The 16,211-nt window shown below is 68.3% G+C and carries 18 protein-coding genes; 4 read left to right on the top strand and 14 right to left on the bottom strand.

Annotation, left to right across the window (positions count from 1 at the left end; translation table 11 throughout):
• Window positions 1-20 precede the first annotated feature (20 nt).
• A complete protein-coding gene (locus tag FHR21_RS14250; RefSeq protein ID WP_184099489.1) occupies window positions 21-500 on the top strand; it encodes a DUF2721 domain-containing protein in 480 nt (159 codons plus the stop codon).
• A gap of 89 nt (window positions 501-589) precedes the next feature.
• On the opposite strand, the gene FHR21_RS14245 is transcribed toward FHR21_RS14250, so the two are convergent.
• Window positions 590-2,176 carry an amidase gene (locus tag FHR21_RS14245; protein WP_184099487.1) on the bottom strand — a complete coding sequence of 529 codons (1,587 nt, stop codon included), beginning with the start codon at window positions 2,174-2,176 and terminating at the stop codon, window positions 590-592.
• 111 nt (window positions 2,177-2,287) lie between these two features.
• Here FHR21_RS14245 and FHR21_RS14240 point away from each other — a divergent pair, with 111 nt between their 5' ends.
• On the top strand, window positions 2,288-3,595 hold the full coding sequence (locus FHR21_RS14240) for a spinster family MFS transporter (RefSeq protein ID WP_184099485.1): 1,308 nt from the start codon (window positions 2,288-2,290) through the stop codon (window positions 3,593-3,595).
• Here the strand turns inward: FHR21_RS14240 and FHR21_RS14235 are convergent.
• On the bottom strand, window positions 3,592-4,182 hold the full coding sequence (locus FHR21_RS14235) for an NADPH-dependent FMN reductase (RefSeq protein ID WP_184099483.1): 591 nt from the start codon (window positions 4,180-4,182) through the stop codon (window positions 3,592-3,594). The genes FHR21_RS14240 and FHR21_RS14235 overlap by 4 nt on opposite strands.
• 96 nt (window positions 4,183-4,278) lie before the next feature.
• Between FHR21_RS14235 and FHR21_RS14230 the strand changes: the two genes are divergently transcribed.
• Window positions 4,279-5,175 carry a haloalkane dehalogenase gene (locus FHR21_RS14230; RefSeq protein ID WP_184099481.1) on the top strand — a complete coding sequence of 299 codons (897 nt, stop codon included), beginning with the start codon at window positions 4,279-4,281 and terminating at the stop codon, window positions 5,173-5,175.
• Here the strand turns inward: FHR21_RS14230 and FHR21_RS14225 are convergent.
• The 12 genes from FHR21_RS14225 to FHR21_RS14170 all read right to left on the bottom strand — a co-directional run bounded on the left by FHR21_RS14225 (window position 5,172) and on the right by FHR21_RS14170 (window position 14,985).
• Entirely contained in the window at window positions 5,172-6,626 is a 1,455-nt protein-coding gene (locus FHR21_RS14225; RefSeq protein WP_221235186.1) for an exopolysaccharide biosynthesis polyprenyl glycosylphosphotransferase, read from the bottom strand. The genes FHR21_RS14230 and FHR21_RS14225 overlap by 4 nt on opposite strands.
• A 309-nt stretch (window positions 6,627-6,935) precedes the next feature.
• Window positions 6,936-7,595 (bottom strand): hypothetical protein, encoded by a 660-nt coding sequence (locus FHR21_RS14220; RefSeq protein ID WP_246427245.1) that lies wholly within the window; start codon window positions 7,593-7,595, stop codon window positions 6,936-6,938.
• A 39-nt stretch (window positions 7,596-7,634) separates the two neighbouring features.
• A complete protein-coding gene (locus FHR21_RS14215) occupies window positions 7,635-8,171 on the bottom strand; it encodes a demethoxyubiquinone hydroxylase family protein (protein ID WP_184099470.1) in 537 nt (178 codons plus the stop codon).
• A complete protein-coding gene (locus FHR21_RS14210; RefSeq protein ID WP_184099465.1) occupies window positions 8,168-8,650 on the bottom strand; it encodes a disulfide bond formation protein B in 483 nt (160 codons plus the stop codon). The genes FHR21_RS14215 and FHR21_RS14210 overlap by 4 nt, the downstream gene beginning before the upstream one ends.
• Before the next feature lie 18 nt (window positions 8,651-8,668).
• Window positions 8,669-10,048, bottom strand: coding sequence for a S41 family peptidase (locus FHR21_RS14205; RefSeq protein WP_184099463.1), 1,380 nt, complete (start codon window positions 10,046-10,048; stop codon window positions 8,669-8,671).
• A gap of 90 nt (window positions 10,049-10,138) precedes the next feature.
• Window positions 10,139-11,353, bottom strand: a complete 1,215-nt coding sequence (locus FHR21_RS14200) for a murein hydrolase activator EnvC family protein (RefSeq protein ID WP_184099461.1) — start codon at window positions 11,351-11,353, stop codon at window positions 10,139-10,141.
• Window positions 11,350-11,778: a 23S rRNA (pseudouridine(1915)-N(3))-methyltransferase RlmH gene (locus tag FHR21_RS14195; RefSeq protein ID WP_184099459.1), complete on the bottom strand. Its 429-nt coding sequence runs from the start codon at window positions 11,776-11,778 to the stop codon at window positions 11,350-11,352. Before FHR21_RS14195 ends, FHR21_RS14200 begins: the two co-directional genes overlap by 4 nt.
• 290 nt (window positions 11,779-12,068) lie before the next feature.
• A complete protein-coding gene (rsfS, locus tag FHR21_RS14190) occupies window positions 12,069-12,467 on the bottom strand; it encodes a ribosome silencing factor (RefSeq protein WP_184099457.1) in 399 nt (132 codons plus the stop codon).
• On the bottom strand, window positions 12,464-13,117 hold the full coding sequence (locus FHR21_RS14185; RefSeq protein ID WP_184099455.1) for a nicotinate-nucleotide adenylyltransferase: 654 nt from the start codon (window positions 13,115-13,117) through the stop codon (window positions 12,464-12,466). The genes rsfS and FHR21_RS14185 overlap by 4 nt, the downstream gene beginning before the upstream one ends.
• On the bottom strand, window positions 13,114-13,401 hold the full coding sequence (locus tag FHR21_RS14180; RefSeq protein ID WP_184099453.1) for a type II toxin-antitoxin system RelE/ParE family toxin: 288 nt from the start codon (window positions 13,399-13,401) through the stop codon (window positions 13,114-13,116). Before FHR21_RS14180 ends, FHR21_RS14185 begins: the two co-directional genes overlap by 4 nt.
• A complete protein-coding gene (locus FHR21_RS14175; RefSeq protein ID WP_184099451.1) occupies window positions 13,398-13,670 on the bottom strand; it encodes a CopG family ribbon-helix-helix protein in 273 nt (90 codons plus the stop codon). Before FHR21_RS14175 ends, FHR21_RS14180 begins: the two co-directional genes overlap by 4 nt.
• A 31-nt stretch (window positions 13,671-13,701) precedes the next feature.
• Window positions 13,702-14,985 carry a glutamate-5-semialdehyde dehydrogenase gene (locus tag FHR21_RS14170; RefSeq protein WP_184099449.1) on the bottom strand — a complete coding sequence of 428 codons (1,284 nt, stop codon included), beginning with the start codon at window positions 14,983-14,985 and terminating at the stop codon, window positions 13,702-13,704.
• A 78-nt stretch (window positions 14,986-15,063) separates the two neighbouring features.
• Here FHR21_RS14170 and FHR21_RS14165 point away from each other — a divergent pair, with 78 nt between their 5' ends.
• Window positions 15,064-16,146 carry a DUF3667 domain-containing protein gene (locus FHR21_RS14165; protein WP_184099447.1) on the top strand — a complete coding sequence of 361 codons (1,083 nt, stop codon included), beginning with the start codon at window positions 15,064-15,066 and terminating at the stop codon, window positions 16,144-16,146.
• The last annotated feature ends 65 nt before the right edge of the window (window positions 16,147-16,211 follow it).

Genomic DNA, 16,211 nt, shown 5'->3' with positions numbered 1-16,211 from the left:
CCCTATTTGATGGTGCGGCGATGACCCCCGACGCGAGCGCGATAGCCCAGACGATCCAGTTGTCGGTCACGCCGGTGTTCCTGCTGGTGGCGACCGGCAGCCTGCTCAATGTGCTCGCGGGGCGGCTGTCGCGCGTCGTCGACCGCTCGCGGGTGCTGATGGCGCGCTGGCCCGAGACCGAGGGCGAGGAACATGGGCGGGTGGTCGCCGAATTGCGCGCCGCCGACCGGCGGATGCGGGTCATCAACAATTCGATCCTCGCCGCGGTCGCGTGCGGCATCGTCGTCTGCCTGCTCGTCGCGCTGCTGTTCACCCAGGCCTTCACCGGCCTCAACCTCGGCGTCGCGGCGTCGTGGGCCTTCGCGCTCGCGATGCTGCTGCTGCTCGTGTCGCTGCTGCTCTTCCTCCTCGAGGTCCGCCTCGCCATCCGCGCGATCCAGGTACCGATGGACCTGCTCGAGGGCGAGGACATGGGCTGGCGGCAGCAGCAGCGGCGTTAGTCTTCGGTTCGTCATTGCGAGCAAAGCGAAGCAATCCAGCGCGCGCGTAAACCGCTCTGGATTGCTTCGCTTCGCTCGCAATGACGTTTTTAGGGCGCCACGCTCGCCCTATAGGTCGGCGCGATCCGCTTGGCGCTCGCCTGCTCATAGGCATAGCCCGCCGCGAGTACCGCGCCGTCGGACCATTTCGGCCCGATGAAGGACAGCCCCACCGGCAACCCCTCGATCGCGCCCATCGGCACGGTCAGGTGTGGATAGCCGGCGACCGCTGGCAGGTCGCTGACGCTCGGGCCGCTATAATGATCGCCGTTGACGAGGTCGGTGGTCCAGGCGGGACCGTTGGTCACGCCGACGAGCAGGTCGACGCCATGATCCTTGAGCAGCCTGTCGATCCCCTCGGGCCCCGCGAGCCGCGCCGCCTTGGCTTTCGCCTTGAGATAGGCGGGATCGTCCAGCCCGCCCTTGGTCTCGGCCAGCTCGAACAGCGACTGGTCGAACCAGCGCAGCTCCTCCGGGTGCGCCTTGTTGAAGGCGATCAGGTCGGCGAGTGTCTTTGGCCCGTCCTTTGCGGGCAGGCCCCCGAGATAGGCGGCCATGTCGGCCTTGAGCTCGGTCATCAGCACCTCGAATTCGGCTTCGCCGAGCCCTTCGAGACCGGCCTGGCTATCCTCTATCTCGACGATCGTCGCGCCAAGATCGGCCATCTGCTTCAGCGCCGCGTCGAACAGCGCGGCGATGTCGGCGCGCGTGCCGATGCGGTCGCGCAGCACCCCGATGCGCTTGCCCTTCAGGGCGACGGGGGACAGCGCGGCGACGAAATCGGCCTTGTGCGCGTCGGCTTCGGCGGTCGCGGGGTCGGCGGGATCGCGGCCCGCGATGACGCTCAGCATCGCGGCGGCGTCGCGCACGCTCAGCGTCATCGGCCCCGCCGTGTCCTGGCTGTGGCTGATCGGCACGATGAAGGTGCGGCTGACGAGGCCGACCGTGGGCTTGAAACCGACGATGCCATTCAGTCCCGCGGGGCAGGTGATCGAGCCGTCGGTTTCAGTGCCGACCGTCAGCGCCGCGAGACTCGCCGCCATCGCCGCGCCGCTTCCCGCCGACGATCCGCAGGTGTTGCGGTCGAGCGCATAGGGGTTCTTCGTCAGCCCGCCGACCGCGCTCCAGCCGCTCGTCGAGCTGTTCGAGCGGATATTCGCCCATTCCGAAAGATTGGCCTTGCCGAGGATCACCGCGCCTGCCTCGCGCAGCCGCGCGACGAGCGGCGCGTCGCGGTTCGTCACATTATCCTTTAGCGCGAGCGAGCCCGCGGTCGTCGGCACCGGCCCCGCGGCCTCGATATTGTCCTTGAGCAGCACCGGGATGCCATGGAGCGGCCCGCGCAGCCTGCCCGCCTTGCGCTCGGCGTCGCGTTCGCGCGCGACCGCCATCGCGTCGGGGAAGGTGGCGATCACCGCGTTGAGCGTCGGGCCGGCATCGTCGATTTCGGCGATGCGCTGAAGATAGGCGGCGACGATTTCCTCGCTGCTCGTCTCGCCCGCCGTCATCGCGGCCGCGAGGCTCGCCGCGTCCTTGCCCTCGACGTCGGCGAGCGGCGGCGGCATCGCGCCGGCGGACGAAAGCGGGATCAGGGTTGCGATGGCCACCAGCGCGGCGAGCGAGCGAAATTTTCTCATGGCGCGCAGGCTTGGCCGCCGTAACGGCAATTGCAAGCGGCAATTTTCGCCCCGGCGCAGCGGCATTGACAGGCTTGCTTCGGCTCTGCTCCTTGGCGGCGGGAGAGAAGAATGAACGAAAAGCCCGCTCTTGCGATGGGCGCCGGGTCGCCCCCCGCCGACAGCGCCGCCGCGCAGACGCGCGCGATGCTGTGGATCTTGCTGATCGTCTATATCTTCAATTTCCTCGACCGGCAGATCGTCAACATCCTGGCCGAGCCGATCAAGGCGGACCTCGGCCTGACCGACACCGAACTCGGCCTGCTCGCGGGGCCGGCGTTCGCGGTCTTCTATGCGCTGCTCGGCGTTCCGATCGCGCGCCATGCCGACCGGGACGGGTCGAACCGGGTGCGGCTGATCGCGCTCGCGCTCGCCATCTGGTCGGCGATGACCGCGGTGTGCGGTCTCGCGCAGAATTTCGTCCAGCTCCTTTTCGCGCGCATCGGCGTCGGGGTGGGGGAGGCGGGATGCACGCCCGCCGCCCATTCGCTGATTACCGACAGCGTGCCGGCGGAGAAACGCTCGTCGGCGATTGCCTTCTATGGTCTTGGCGTGCCGGTGGGCTCATTGCTCGGGCTGATCCTCGGCGGCATCGTCAACGACCTCTATGGCTGGCGCATCGCGCTGATGCTCGTCGGCGCGCCGGGGCTGCTCCTCGCGCTCGTCGTCCTTCTCTTCCTGCGCGAGCCGCGCCATCGCCGCGCGGCCGAGGCACCGGCCACGCCCGCAAGGCTTCCTGCGGGCGCCGCGATGCGCGAGATCTTCGGCTCGCGCGCTTTCGTCTACATCCTGATCGCGGCGTCGGTCACCGCCTTCCTCGGCTATGGCAAGGCGCTGTGGACGATCAGCTTCTTCATCCGCAGCCACGGACTGTCGACGACCGAGGCGGGGCTGTCGATGGCGGTCGTCCTCGGGCTGGCGGCCGCCTTCGGCACCTGGCTGGGCGGCAAGGCGGCGGATATCTTCGGGCGGCGCGACAAACGGCATATCCTGACCCTGCCCGCCTATGGCATGGCGATCGTCGCGCCGCTGCTGTTCCTGGGCTATCACATGGAGGATTGGCGGATCGCGATGGCGCTGCTGATCGTGCCGAGCATCGTCAATTCGGCCTATTACGGCCCCGCCTATGCCTGCGTGCAGGGGCTGGTGCGGCCGCAGGCGCGCGCGGTCGCGGCGTCGATCATGCTGTTCGGGCAGAATCTGATCGGGCTCGGTTTCGGGCCCTTCCTGTTCGGCGTGCTGTCCGACGCGCTCGCGCCGACCTATGGCGAGGAAAGTGTGCGTTATGTCCTCTATGGCGCTGCGTGGCTGGGGCTGATCCCCGCCTTCTTCTTCTGGCGCGCGAGCCTGCGCCTCGGGCGCGAGCTCAAGTCGGGCTAGAAAGGCGGGCCGTCCGCGGCGCGCTGCGCCCTTGCGGCGTTGACCCACCAGCACAGGTCGTCGGCGAAGCGCGGAAAGGCCTTGGCGATCCGCGTCCCGTCCTCGCCCGCCGGCCGGCCGTCCGCATCGAATGCGCTGCCGATGCGCGCGAGGCTGAGCGGGGTCGAGGTCACGACCATGCCCATCGCGCCCAGCGTCGTGCGCCACGCGGTCGCGGCGCGGACGCCGGCGAAGGGGCCGGCGGAATAGGAGGCGATCGCCGCCGGCCGCCACGCGAATTGCGGCAGATAATGGTCGACGAGGTTCTTGAGGCCGGGTTGCAGCCCGCCATTATATTCGCCGGTGACGAAGACGAAGCCGTCAGCGGCCGCGATGGCCGTTGCGAGCGCGTCCATCGCCGCGGGCGCTTCGCCCTCGCCATAGTCGCTGTGGCGCCGGTCGAGCATCGGCAGGTCGACGGCCTTCGCGTCGACCAGTTCGGCGCGGTCGCCGCGCGCGGCGAGGGCTTCGACGATCCAGCGCGCGAGCTTGATGCCCTGCCGGTCGCGGCGATAGCTTCCATAGAAGACGAGGATGGTGCGGCTCATGCTTCGCTAGGTGGCACGACGCTCGCGAAAACGGAAGCGCTTGCACCGCCGGATCGACACCCTAAGCTGACGGCGACCAAAGTGGGGGAGATCATCATGCGCGTCTATCGCACGCCGGACGAGCGCTTTGCGGCGCTGCCGGACTGGCCCTATGCGCCGAAATACCGGGATATATCGGACGGACTGCGCGTCCATTATGTCGACGAAGGCGCGCCGGACGCGCAGCCGGTGCTGATGCTGCACGGCGAACCGACCTGGGGCTATCTCTACCGGCACATGATCGGGCCGCTCGTCGATGCGGGCTTTCGCGCCGTGGTGCCCGACCTGATCGGCTTCGGCCGCTCGGACAAGCCGCTTGACCGGGCGGCTTACAGCTATGCGGGCCAGGTTGCGTGGATGCGTGCGTGGATCGAGGCGCTCGACCTTCGGAACATGATCCTCGCGTGCCAGGACTGGGGATCGCTGATCGGCCTGCGCCTCGTCGCCGAGATGCCCGAGCGCTTCGCCGGGGTCGCGCTGTCGAACGGCGGGCTGCCGGAGGGGCAGCCGGTGCCGCGCGCCTTCGCGATCTGGCGCGCCTTCTCGCGCTACAGTCCGTTCTTTCCGATCGGGCGCATCGTCAACGCCGGCGCGAAACGAGCGCTGAGCGATGCCGAGATCGCCGCCTATGACGCGCCCTTTCCGACCCGCGCGTCGAAGGTCGCGGCGCGGATCTTCCCGTCCTTCGTTCCGCTCGGCGCCAATGTCGCGGTGCCCGATCAGAAGCGGGCGTGGACGGCGCTCGAGCGGTTCGACAAGCCTTTTCTCTGCTGCTTCACCGACGGCGACCCCATCACCCGCGGCGGCGACGCGCTGTTCGCCGAACGCGTGCCCGGCGCGCACGGCATGGCGCATCGGACGCTGAGCGGCGGGCATTTCGTGCAGGAGAATGATCCCGCGGGCTTCGTCGCGGCGATTTGCGACGTCGCAGCCGGCGGCCGATCGCCTACTTAAAAGGCGTTTTTGTGCAGCAGCACCGAAAAGGTCTGGAAGATGATCCGGACGTCGGTGGGCAGCGACCATTCCTCGATATATTCGAGATCGGACTGCAGGCGGTTGGTCAGGTCCGACCGGATCTCGGTCGCGCCGCGATAGCCGCGGACCTGCGCGAGGCCGGTCAGGCCCGGCTTGACCGAATGGCGGTGCCAATAGCGATCGTCGATATCCCAGAACAGCGCATTTTCCGCCCGCGACCCCATGGCGTGCGGGCGGGGGCCGACGATGCTCATGCTGCCGGTCAGGACATTGAGGAATTGCGGAATCTCGTCGAGGCTGCTGCGGCGGAGGAAACTGCCGACCCGTGTGATCCGGTCGTCGGCTCGCGAGGTCGATTGATCGCCGTTGGCGTCGCAGCTTTCGACCCGCATCGTGCGGAACTTCAGGATATGGAATTTGCGATTGCCAAGGCCGATCCGCTCTTGCCGGAAGAAGGCCGGACCGGGGCTGTCGAGCTTCACGACCAGCGCAATGGCCGCCAGCAGCGGCAGCAGCAGCGGCAGGACCGGCACGGTAACGGCCAGGTCGAACGATCGTTTGAGCAGGCGCTGGCTCCACGACAGGGTGCCGCCGCCCAGCAACAGGCTGGCCTGTCCCGACCGGCGACCGATGCCGAGCGGATAAAGGTCGGTCAGTTCGGGCGTGACGATCTCGCTCGGCACGTCGAGCGACCGCAGCATGAAGGCCCATTGCGTCCGCTGTTCCGGCCGGCAGTGGACGATCACCCGATCCATGCCGTGCGCGACGCGCGCCAGGTTGGCGACCACCGCGGGATCGTTCGGATAGGGCGAGGAGAGGCCGACCGCATCGGCGTCGATCGCTTCCGCGCCGCTGAGCGCGCTGCGCTCGACGCCGTCATAGATGCACAGATCGGCGAACGGCGAATCGCCCAGATAGCGCTGTCCGATCCGCGCGAGACCATAGCGCCACAGGACCAGCAGGGTGAGCGCGAGCACGGTTCCGACGCCGAAGAGAAGGCGGGAAAAATCCTCGCCGATCTTCATGAAGAAGGCGACGAGCAGCATCGCGCCCGCGGCAAAGGCGAGCGCCGTCGCCGCGCGCCAGGCGCTCTTGAAGTCGTTGAGGAGGGTCGTCACATGATGGCTCTGGTTGTTGAGCGCGACGCCCATGTAGATCGGCAGGATGCAAACCAGGATGCGGACGAGCTGATCTTCGTCGATCGAGCCGATGCGTAGCAGGCTGGCGACCAGGAACGCCGCCGAAATCGCGGCCAGATCGACCGCCACCGCCCATGCCGACAGGATGGTGCGGCGCCTCTTCTTGCTTGCCAATCGTGTCAGTCGGGTCATCGCGCCGTGCCAGTCGAGCTTGGGTGCAGGGGACGGCGAAAGGCCGGTCAGACCCGGCGAAATCCTACGGGGGGCGTCGGCCAAGGAATCGAATTTCATGGCTATTTCTCAATCCGGGATTGACGACGCCCCTCCGATCCCCGGCGTCACCTGTTTTGCGCCCCCCATGTCCTCGCGCTTTTCGCCCGTATCGTTTTTTGCATTGCACAAAGTGCGTTAGAGAGCAAGCCTGCGATGGCATCGCCGCTCGAACGCGGCGGGCATCGCGCCCTTCAGCGCCGCCTGCCAGCACTTAGCGATGGACGGCTTTGCGCGCGCGACGATTAGAGAAGGCCGCCGATGGCGAAGCGGAAGCGGCGACGTCTCGATTCGGCCGACGACGTCGTGGGTGCCGCTCAGGGGTGCCGCTCAGGGACGCGGTTCGGGCAGCGGTTCGGCGTCGGGCGTGGCGGTTTCGGGGGCCGGAGCCGGCGGCGCGGCCGTCTCGCCATCCGCCTGCCGCTGCAATTCCTCGGCCGCCTTCTGCCGCTCCTCGAGCGCCTTCTGCTCGGCGTCGACCGCGGCCTGTACCTCTGCCGCGGCCTCGTCGATGCCCGCGAGCCGCTTGGCGCGCTCGTCGGCGATCATCGCCTGCCAGTCGGTCTTGTCCTTCGCCTGCCGTTCGGCCTTGGCGCTGGCGAGCAATTGCTGGGTGCAGCCGGTGAAGCCGCCGAGCCCGACCGGCGAGCAGCTATCGGTGCCGAAACGGCCGACGCGCTCCATCGCGACGACGCGGTTCAGCCACGCCTGGTTGCGCGGGTCGAGCGGGTCGCCGCCGCGAAAAATCTCGGGCACGCGATAGCGGTCGGCCTCCGGCAGGCGGTTGCAGACGACGATCTCGTCGGGGCTGCTCGGCTCGCACTTGTCGTCGCCATAGACGATGACCTGGTTGACCTTTTCGTTCGCCGGGCCTTCGGCCTCCTGCGCTGCGGCGGGCAGGGCGGCGGCGAGGGTCAGCGCGAACAGGGGCAGGCGGATCATCGGCTTTTCCTTCATCGTTTCGGGCGGGATGGCATCGGCTCTCTGCATGGCCGATGAACATCGCGCGTCCGTTGCGAAATATCCCTATCAGATACGCTTCGACAGCGCGATGGCTGCACGGCAGCCGGTGCGGATCGCGAGGCTGAGCAGCGGATAGGCGGGCGCGCTTTCCGCTCCCGCGGCGATCGCCGCCGCCTTGTGCTCCAGCTCCTCGGCACGGAATTCGGCGACCGCATCGCTGAGTTCGGGATCGCTGTCGCCCAGTTCGTCGAGCTGCTCGCGGTAATGGCGGTCGATCTCGGTCTCGACCGCTGCGGTGCAGGCCATGGCGGCGCGCGGGCCGATCGCGGCGGTCGCGGCGCCGAGCGCGAAGCCCGCGACGTCCCAGACCGGTTGCAGCGCGGTCGGCCGCACACCGCGCCGTGCGACGAGGGCGTCGAAAAATTTCCGGTGCCGCTCTTCCTGTTCGGCCATATGCGCGATCTCGCGCGCCATCGGGTGGCGGTCGCCCATCACCGCGAGCTGGCCGGCATAGATTCGCGTCGCGCCATATTCGCCCGCCTGATCGACGCGGATCATCGACGCGGTGCGCCGGTCGGCCCTGGGTGGCGTATCGTCGGTCATGTCGCCGATGTGGGCCGGCGGCGGAGCAAGGTCAAGACGAGCGCCGCCGCGGCGAGCGAGATGATCGCGTTAAAGCCGGCGAGCGAGATGCCCAACAGCGTCCATTGCGGCACGTCGCAGCGGATCAGCGGCGCGGCCATGATGCTGTCGAGCGTGACCGGGCCGCTCTGCGTCGTGCTGCACGTCGTCAGCCCTTCCCAGAACCCATATTCGACCCCGGCGTGGAAGATGCCGATCAGCCCGCTGATCGCGATGGCCAGCGCGGCAAGCAGGGTCAATGTCCGCATCGCGGCATCGTTCCGGCGCAGCAGCAGCGCGAGCGCGGCGAGCACCATCGCGGCCTGGTGCGGCCAGCGCTGCCAATAGCACATCTCGCACGGATAGAGGCCGAAGCCATATTGCGACACCAGCGCCCCGCCATAGAGGAGCAGCGGCGCGAGGAGCGCCACCAGCGGCGCGGCGTAGCGGTTGGTCGGCATGGTCCCCTCGCGGCCCGGTCAGTTGCGCGGCGCCGCGGCGGGCTTGCCGCGCTGCGCCATGCGGGCGGCCTGCGGGCCGATGCGACCAATGGTTTCCAGCGCATAATGGAGCTGGAAATCCTCGATGCCCTTCGTCTTCAATTCCTCCGCGGTCGCGGTGAAGCGCGGGTCGGCCTTTTCGTCCTTCTCGAGCAGCGCATTGTCGACCTTCTTCTCGTTGATCAGGTGACGGCGCAGATCGCTTTCGCGGAAAGAGGGGCGCGAGGCATAATCGGGATCGGACAATTGCGGCACCCGGATGTCGGGGTCGATGCCGCCTTCCTGCACGCTGCGGCCCGACGGTGTGTAATAGCGCGCGGTGGTCAGGCGGAGCGCGGTGGTGTCGGTCAGCGGCAGCACCGTCTGCACCGACCCCTTGCCGAAGCTGCGTTCGCCCATGACCAGCGCGCGATGCTGATCCTGCAGCGCGCCGGCAACGATTTCGGAGGCCGAGGCCGAACCCGCGTCGATCAGCACGATCACCGGCTCGCCCTGCGCCAGATCGCCGGGTTCGGCGAAATAGCGTTCGATATCGCCCTTGCGGCGCCCGCGCTGCGACACGATCTCGCCGCGCTCTAGGAAGATGTCGCTGACCCCGACCGCTTCGTCGAGCAGCCCGCCGGGGTTCGAGCGCAGGTCGAGAATCCAGCCGCGCGGCGCGCGGCCCAGCGATTTCTCGACCGCGACCATCGCCGCCTTCAGGTCGGTGGTGGCGTCGGCCGAAAAGCTGCTGATCGTCAGCACGCCGACATCGTCCTTCACTTCCCATTTCACGGGCTTGAGGTCGATGATCTCGCGCGTCAGCGTCAGTTCCAGCGGCTTGTCCTGCCCCTCGCGCACCACGGTGATCTCGATCTTGGTGCCGGGCCGCCCGCGCATCTGCGCGACCGCCTCGTCCAGCGTCATGCCAAAGATGAGCTGGCCGTCGATATGCGTGATATAATCGCCCGCCTTGATGCCGGCACGGTCGGCGGGGGTGTCGGCGGTCGGCGCGATCACCTTGACCACCCCGTCCTCCATCGTCACCGACAGGCCCAGCCCGCCATATTCGCCGTCGGTCTGGGTGCGCAGGTTCGAATAGTCGCTGGCGTCGAGATAGCCCGAATGAGGGTCGAGACTGGCGAGCATGCCGTTGATCGCGCCGTCGATCAGCGTCTCGTCGCTGACCGGCTCGACATAATTGGCCTTCACCTCCAGCAGCACGTCCATGAAGCGCGAAATCTCGTCGGTGGTCGAGGCGTCGACGCTGGCCATCGCCCCGGTCGCCAGCGGCACGAGCGCGAGCGTGCTGAGGGCCGCGGCGCCCTGCCAGAGGGCGAAGCGGCGCCCGGAGGATGGGGTCTTGGTCGATTCGGTCATGGGCGTCCTTCGTCCTTGCGGGAAGCGCCGCTTATACGCCCCGCCGCGCGCGCGTCCAACCGCTTTGCGCGTCCTGGAAAGGATCGGCGCTCACCCCATCATCGCGGCGACGTCGACGGGCCGTCCGGCGCGGCGCAGCTCGATGGTGATGCGGCTGTCGTCCGATCCGGCGCGGCCGACCGGGGCGCCGGCGTCCAGCGTGTCGCCGACGCTGACCGACAGGGCGATCATGCCGGTCAGCAGCGAGGTCCAGCCGCCGCCATGGTCGATGATGACGATCTTGCCATAGCCCTTGTAGTCGCCGGCGAAGCTGACGCGGCCGGACGCCGGCGTGACGACCTGGCCTCCGGGGCGTGCGACGACGGTGATGCCGCGCGAGCGCACCCCGCTTTCGTTCACCTCGCCCAGCCCCGCGACGATTCGCCCGACGACGGGCAGGCGATAGGCGCCGCGTATCGGCCGCACGGTCTCGGCGACCGGTGGCGCTGCGGCGATGGCGGCGCGCGTCGGATCGCGCGGGCGGGGCAGGGGCCCGGCCAGCGCCGCCAGTTCCTCGCGCACCGCGCTGTCGGCTTCCAGCGCGTCCATCAGTTCGACGATATCGCGCGCCTTCTCACCCAGGCCGAGCGCGCGGTCGGCTTCGAGCCGGGCGCTGCTCATCAACTCGCGGGCGTGGATGCGTCCCTCATTCTCGAGCCGGGTCAGCTCGTCGCGGCGGTCGGCCAGTTCCGTCTTGCTCGCGGCGAGCGCCCGAAGCGCGACCGCCTGTTGCCGGTGCGTCTGCCTGAGGCCCGCGAGTTCGGCACGCACGCCCGCGGTGCGCTTCTGGATGACGGGCATTACCGCATCGAGCACGGCGCGGGCATGCACCATGTCGCGCAGCGACCCCGGCTGCGCGAGCACCGTGACCGGCGGCTGGCGCGAAAGCTGCTGGAGCGAGGCCGCGAGTTCGAGCAGCGGCTTTTGCTGCTCGGCGAGCCGCGCCTGCCGCAGCGCGAGGCGGCGGTTCACCAGCGCGACGCGCGCTTCGCCGGCGTCGATGTCGGCCTCGGCCGCCTGGATGCGCGCAGCGAGCGCCGCGGCACGCTTCTTCAGCCGGTCGGCCGCGTTGGTCGCCTTTTGCGCCTGCGCTTCGAGCGCACCGCTGCGCGCCATGGCCTCTGTCGACTGATGCTTGGCGGCGATCAGTTGCGCGCGCTCGCGCGCGGCGATGGCCTGCGGATCGAACACGTCCGCCTGCGCGAGTGCCAGCGCGCCGCCCGCCAGGGCAGCAAGACCCGCCAGCGCGGCGAGCGCGCGCCTCATTGCCGGCCCTCGCGATGATAGGGATGGCCGGCAAGGATGCTCGTCGCGCGCCACAATTGTTCGGCAAGCATCGCGCGCGCCATCAGATGCGGCCAGGTCGCGCGGCCGAAGGCGATGACCATGTCGGCGCCCGCGCGCTCCTCGGGCGTGAAGCCGTCGGCCGCGCCGAGGCAGAAGCGGGTCTCGCGCACCCCGCCGTCGCGCCATGTTTCGAGCAATTTGGCGAATTCGAGCGAGGATAGCTGCTCGCCGCCCTCGTCGAGCAGCACGGTGCGGCTGTTGTCCTGCGGGACGGGGACGCGCCCGCCGGTATCGGGAAGCTCGGACATCTTCTGCGCCCAACTCACGCGCTTCATGTAGCGCGCGACCAGCTCGGCCTCCGGCCCGCGCCCGATGCGTCCCCGCGCGATGATGTGGAGGAGCATGGGGCGTCAGCCTCCGCCGATCTTCGCGCTGCGGTCCATGGCACCCCTGACCCTAGTCACCTGAAACGGAAATTCATCACATGGAGATCGTCATGCTGGGCTTGTTTCAGCATCCATGGCCGAACCTCTCCTTCGACGCTGCCTTTCATTCAAGGACGGGCCATGGACCCTGAAACCAGTTCAGGGTGATGATGGAGGGTCAGGATGACGATGGAGGATGTCACGAACTTCATTTCCACCTCGCTGCGCGTCAGCCTTGCGACCGGTCTAGCCTCGACGCCGCAAAAACGTCAATTCACCGCCGCGACCGGCGGCGCGTCGCCGAACGACCACATGCGCTCGAGGTTGTAGAAGCTGCGCACTTCGGGCCGGAACAGGTGGACGATCACGTCGCCGGCGTCGATCAGCACCCAGTCGGCGTTGGGCAACCCTTCGACGCGGACGCTGCGGCCCGCCTCCTGCTTGATCCGCTGCGCCAGCTTGTCGGCGATGGCCGAGACATGGCGCGTCGACCGGCCGCTCGCGATCACCATATGATCGGCGATGCTGCTCTTGCCGGCGAGCGGGATGGAAATGGTTTCCTGGGCCTGATCCTCGTCGAGCTGGTGGAGGATCAGCGCGTGGAGCGCGTCCACGCTGTCTTTTGCGGGTGCGGCGCCGGGCGCGGCATCCTTGTCGGCGGCTATCAAGCGGGTCCTTTCCTTTCGGAGATCCCCCGGCGCGAACGCGTAATCGGGTCGCGCGGCGCGCGGCCTTCAAGGCGTTCGAACCAGCGGGGGTCGGCCTGCCGTATCGCAGTTGCGGATCGCACGTCGGGCGAAAATCGCAGGAACACGAGGGCGGGCGGTCTCCAGTCCGTCCAATGAAGCTTCTGGCCTGTGGGCCGGACGAAGCGCCGCAGCCAGCCCATCGCCTGCACGGCGTGGGTGCGGCCATTATAGCCCGGCCGCGCGACGACCGCAATCGGCATCAATCGCGCGATTCCCCGCCAGTCGCGCCAGCGGGGCAACTGGGCCAGATTATCGGCGCCCATGATCCAGATGAAACGGCGATTCGGATAGCGGCGGATCAGCTTCTTCAGCGTATCGACGGTGTAGCGCGTGCCGAGTTCGGCTTCGATCGCTGTCGCGCGGATCGGCGAACGCCGCGCCATCCGCTGCGCCGCGGCGAGGCGGGCGGACAGCGGCGCCATGCCCTTCGCGGGCTTCAGCGGATTGCCCGGCGACACCAGCCACCACAATTCGTCGAGGCCGAGCGCATCGATGGCATTCAGGCTGATCGCCCGGTGCCCGCGATGCGCCGGGTTGAAGCTGCCGCCGAGAAGGCCGGTGGCGATCACGGCAGGGTTTGCCAGTCGCTGCGCAAATGCGAGACTCGGAGGGTCAGAACGCGTTTCGAATCGACGTGGTAGATCAGGGCGTATGGCAGCCTTCCGAGACGCCATTTTCGCCGGCCTTGCGCGCCGACCGGTGTGCCGCCGCGGGGCGAGGTGGCGAGGAAAACAGTTGCTTTGGCCGCTTCTTCGAGCAGGGCGTCCGCCATGTCGAAATTCGCATCGACTTGACGATCAACCGCACTGTTCAGGTCTTGACGTGAAAGACGGGACCAGTGAACCGGCGTCACGCCGCGTCTTTATTTCGCTTGGCCCGGATTTCCCTCCGCTTGGCGGCAATCCATTCCTGCATCTCTTCGGCGGAGATCAGAGGCTCCTCGCGAGCGGATCGTTCGCCCTCTTCGATAAAAGCCAGCATTTCGGCTTCGCGTTCGGCATATTCGCGCACGGCCTGCGCGACCAGCCAGGCCCTGCTGCGACCCTGCGCCGTAGCGAGGTTGTCCATCAGCGCCATGGTGTCGGCATCGATACGTGTCGAGATGACGGAATGCCTGGTCATGGCCGTAATGTATCACTTGTATACAAATGATTCAAGGACGCGTCTGGCCGGTCCCGTGCACCAGCCATTTGTAGGTCGTCAGCCCTTCGAGAGCGACCGGCCCGCGCGCGTGGAGGCGCCCCGTCGCGATGCCGATCTCCGCCCCCAGGCCGAACTCGCCGCCGTCGGCGAACTGGGTCGAGGCGTTGTGCATGACGATCGCGCTGTCGACCTCGGCGAGGAAGCGGTCTGCGGCGGCGGCGTCCTCGGTGACGATCGCGTCGGTGTGGCGGCTCGAATGGGCGTCGATATGCGCGAGCGCGCCCGCGACCCCGTCGACCGCGGCGATCGAGACGATCGCGTCGAGATATTCGCAGTCCCAGTCGGTCGCGCTCGCCGGGGTGACGTGCGGGCTCAGCGCCGCGATGTCCGTGTCGCCGCGCACCTCGCACCCCGCGGCGACCAGCGCGTCGACGATGGCGCGCGGCGCGGCATAGGCGCGGTCGATCAGGATCGTCTCGGTCGCGCCGCAGATGCCGGTACGGCGCATCTTGGCGTTGACCGCGAGCGCGACCGCGGTGTCGGGGTCGGCGGCAGCGTCGATATAGGTGTGGCAGATGCCGTCGAGATGCGCGAGCACCGGCACCCGCGCCTCGTCCTGCACGCGTGCGACCAGACCCTTGCCGCCGCGAGGAATGATGATGTCGACCAGCCCCTGCGCGCGCAGCAGCGCGCCGACCGCGGCCCGGTCCTGCGTCGGGACGAGTTGCACCGCCTCGGCGGGAAGCCCCGCCTCGGACAGCCCGGCGGCGAGCGCGGCGTGGATCGCGCGGTTCGAACGCACCGCCTCGCTGCCGCCGCGCAGAATCACCGCATTGCCCGACATCAGTCCCAGCGCCGCGGCGTCGGCGGTCACATTGGGCCGGCTTTCATAGATGATGCCGATCACGCCCAGCGGCACGCGCACGCGGCGCAGCACCAGCCCGTTGGGGCGCTCCGCCCGGTCGACCTCGGCGCCGACCGGGTCGGGAAGGGCGGCGATCGCCTCGACCGCGTCGGCGATCCCGCCGAGCCGGCCCGCGTCGAGCCGCAGCCGGTCGAGCATCGCCGACGTCAGCCCGTTCGCCTCGCCCGCCGTCATGTCGCGGGCATTGGCGTCGAGGATCGCGTCCGCCTGCCCGCGAAGCTGCGCCGCGGCGGCGCGCAGGCCTTCGGCCTTCTTCGCGGTCGGTGCGGTCGCCATGATTTTTGCAGCGGCGCGCGCGCGCCCGCCCATGTCGGCGATCAGCGCGTCGGCGTCCTGAAGGGGCGGTTCTATCAGCGTCTCGGTGCTCATGACCTTCGCCCTATCACGCTTTGCGGCGCGGACGAAAGGCCCGTTGCGTCGCCGCCCGCCTCGCTTTAGGCAGGCAGCATGAGCGGGGATATCGAAGGCATCGGGGCGGCGGTGACCGCGGGGCTGGCGAGCGCCGCGCTCGAACCGCGCCATGGCGAAGCGGCGGGCGGGCATGCGGGCGAGCGCTGCCGCAATTGCGGCACAACGCTGATCGGATCGCATTGCCACCGCTGCGGCCAGCGCGTCGACGTCCACCGCAGCTTCGCCGCGATCGGCCACGATCTGGTCCACGCGATCTTCCATTTCGAGGGCAAGCTGTGGAACACGCTGCCGCTGCTCGCCTGGCGCCCCGGCGACCTGACGCGTCGCTATATCCACGGCGAGCGCGCCCGCTTCATCTCGCCGCTGTCGCTGTTCCTGTTCGCGGTCTTCCTGACCTATGCGGTGCTGTCCTTCGTCGGCAGCGGCTCGGGCCACGGGCTGCAGGAGATGGTCGCGGACCAGACCGAAACGAGCGCGGTCCGCTCGCGGCTCGAGCAGGAGGTGTCGACGATCGACACCCGGCTCGCCAGGGCCGATCTCTCCGCCGAGCAGCGCAAGCTGCTGACCGATCAGCGCCACACGCTGATGCAAAGCGCCGAATTTCTGGGCCTGCTCGACCACGACGCCTCCGCGAGCGCGGACAAGACGGGCGACGAGGGACGCTTCGAGCGCGCCCGGATCGAGACGGGAATCGCCTTCGTCGACCATGGCATCGCCAAGGCGCAGACCAATCCCGGCCTGATGCTCTACAAGGTGCAGGCGAACGCCTATAAATTCGCCTGGGCGCTGATTCCGCTGTCGATTCCCTTCCTGTGGCTGCTCTACCCGTTCAGCCGGCGGTTCCACGCCTATGATCATTTCGTCTTCGTCACTTATTCGATCAGCTTCATGCTGCTGCTGTTCGTCGTCGTGCGCCTGCTGGGGATGACCGCGATCGGCGGATGGGTAACCAGCCTCGCGGTGCTCTACGTGCCCTTCCACATGTATCGCCAGTTGCGCGGCGCCTATCGCTCGTCGCGGATCGGGTCGCTCGCGCGCATGACGCTACTCCTCGTCTTTTGCGCCCTGGCGGTGACATTGTTCATGTCGCTGCTGCTGGCGCTGGGCGCGATGGGATAATCGACCCCTTGACCGATAGATAGCCATATGGTTATGGAAGACCCATAATCAGAAGGTTATGGGTT

Source organism: Sphingopyxis panaciterrulae, assembly GCF_014199295.1.
GTDB classification, from domain to species: domain Bacteria; phylum Pseudomonadota; class Alphaproteobacteria; order Sphingomonadales; family Sphingomonadaceae; genus Sphingopyxis; species Sphingopyxis panaciterrulae.
Note: the sequence above shows the minus strand (reverse complement) of the source record. Positions and strands in the feature narration are given on the sequence as shown.

Coding starts and splice junctions, on each gene's coding strand:
- FHR21_RS14250 (WP_184099489.1), top strand. CDS start 21: ATGACCCCCGACGCGAGCGCGATAGCCCAGACGATCCAGTTGTCGGTC.
- FHR21_RS14245 (WP_184099487.1), bottom strand. CDS start 2,176: ATGAGAAAATTTCGCTCGCTCGCCGCGCTGGTGGCCATCGCAACCCTG.
- FHR21_RS14240 (WP_184099485.1), top strand. CDS start 2,288: ATGAACGAAAAGCCCGCTCTTGCGATGGGCGCCGGGTCGCCCCCCGCC.
- FHR21_RS14235 (WP_184099483.1), bottom strand. CDS start 4,182: ATGAGCCGCACCATCCTCGTCTTCTATGGAAGCTATCGCCGCGACCGG.
- FHR21_RS14230 (WP_184099481.1), top strand. CDS start 4,279: ATGCGCGTCTATCGCACGCCGGACGAGCGCTTTGCGGCGCTGCCGGAC.
- FHR21_RS14225 (WP_221235186.1), bottom strand. CDS start 6,626: ATGAAATTCGATTCCTTGGCCGACGCCCCCCGTAGGATTTCGCCGGGT.
- FHR21_RS14220 (WP_246427245.1), bottom strand. CDS start 7,595: ATGCAGAGAGCCGATGCCATCCCGCCCGAAACGATGAAGGAAAAGCCG.
- FHR21_RS14215 (WP_184099470.1), bottom strand. CDS start 8,171: ATGACCGACGATACGCCACCCAGGGCCGACCGGCGCACCGCGTCGATG.
- FHR21_RS14210 (WP_184099465.1), bottom strand. CDS start 8,650: ATGCCGACCAACCGCTACGCCGCGCCGCTGGTGGCGCTCCTCGCGCCG.
- FHR21_RS14205 (WP_184099463.1), bottom strand. CDS start 10,048: ATGACCGAATCGACCAAGACCCCATCCTCCGGGCGCCGCTTCGCCCTC.
- FHR21_RS14200 (WP_184099461.1), bottom strand. CDS start 11,353: ATGAGGCGCGCGCTCGCCGCGCTGGCGGGTCTTGCTGCCCTGGCGGGC.
- FHR21_RS14195 (WP_184099459.1), bottom strand. CDS start 11,778: ATGCTCCTCCACATCATCGCGCGGGGACGCATCGGGCGCGGGCCGGAG.
- FHR21_RS14175 (WP_184099451.1), bottom strand. CDS start 13,670: ATGACCAGGCATTCCGTCATCTCGACACGTATCGATGCCGACACCATG.
- FHR21_RS14170 (WP_184099449.1), bottom strand. CDS start 14,985: ATGAGCACCGAGACGCTGATAGAACCGCCCCTTCAGGACGCCGACGCG.
- FHR21_RS14165 (WP_184099447.1), top strand. CDS start 15,064: ATGAGCGGGGATATCGAAGGCATCGGGGCGGCGGTGACCGCGGGGCTG.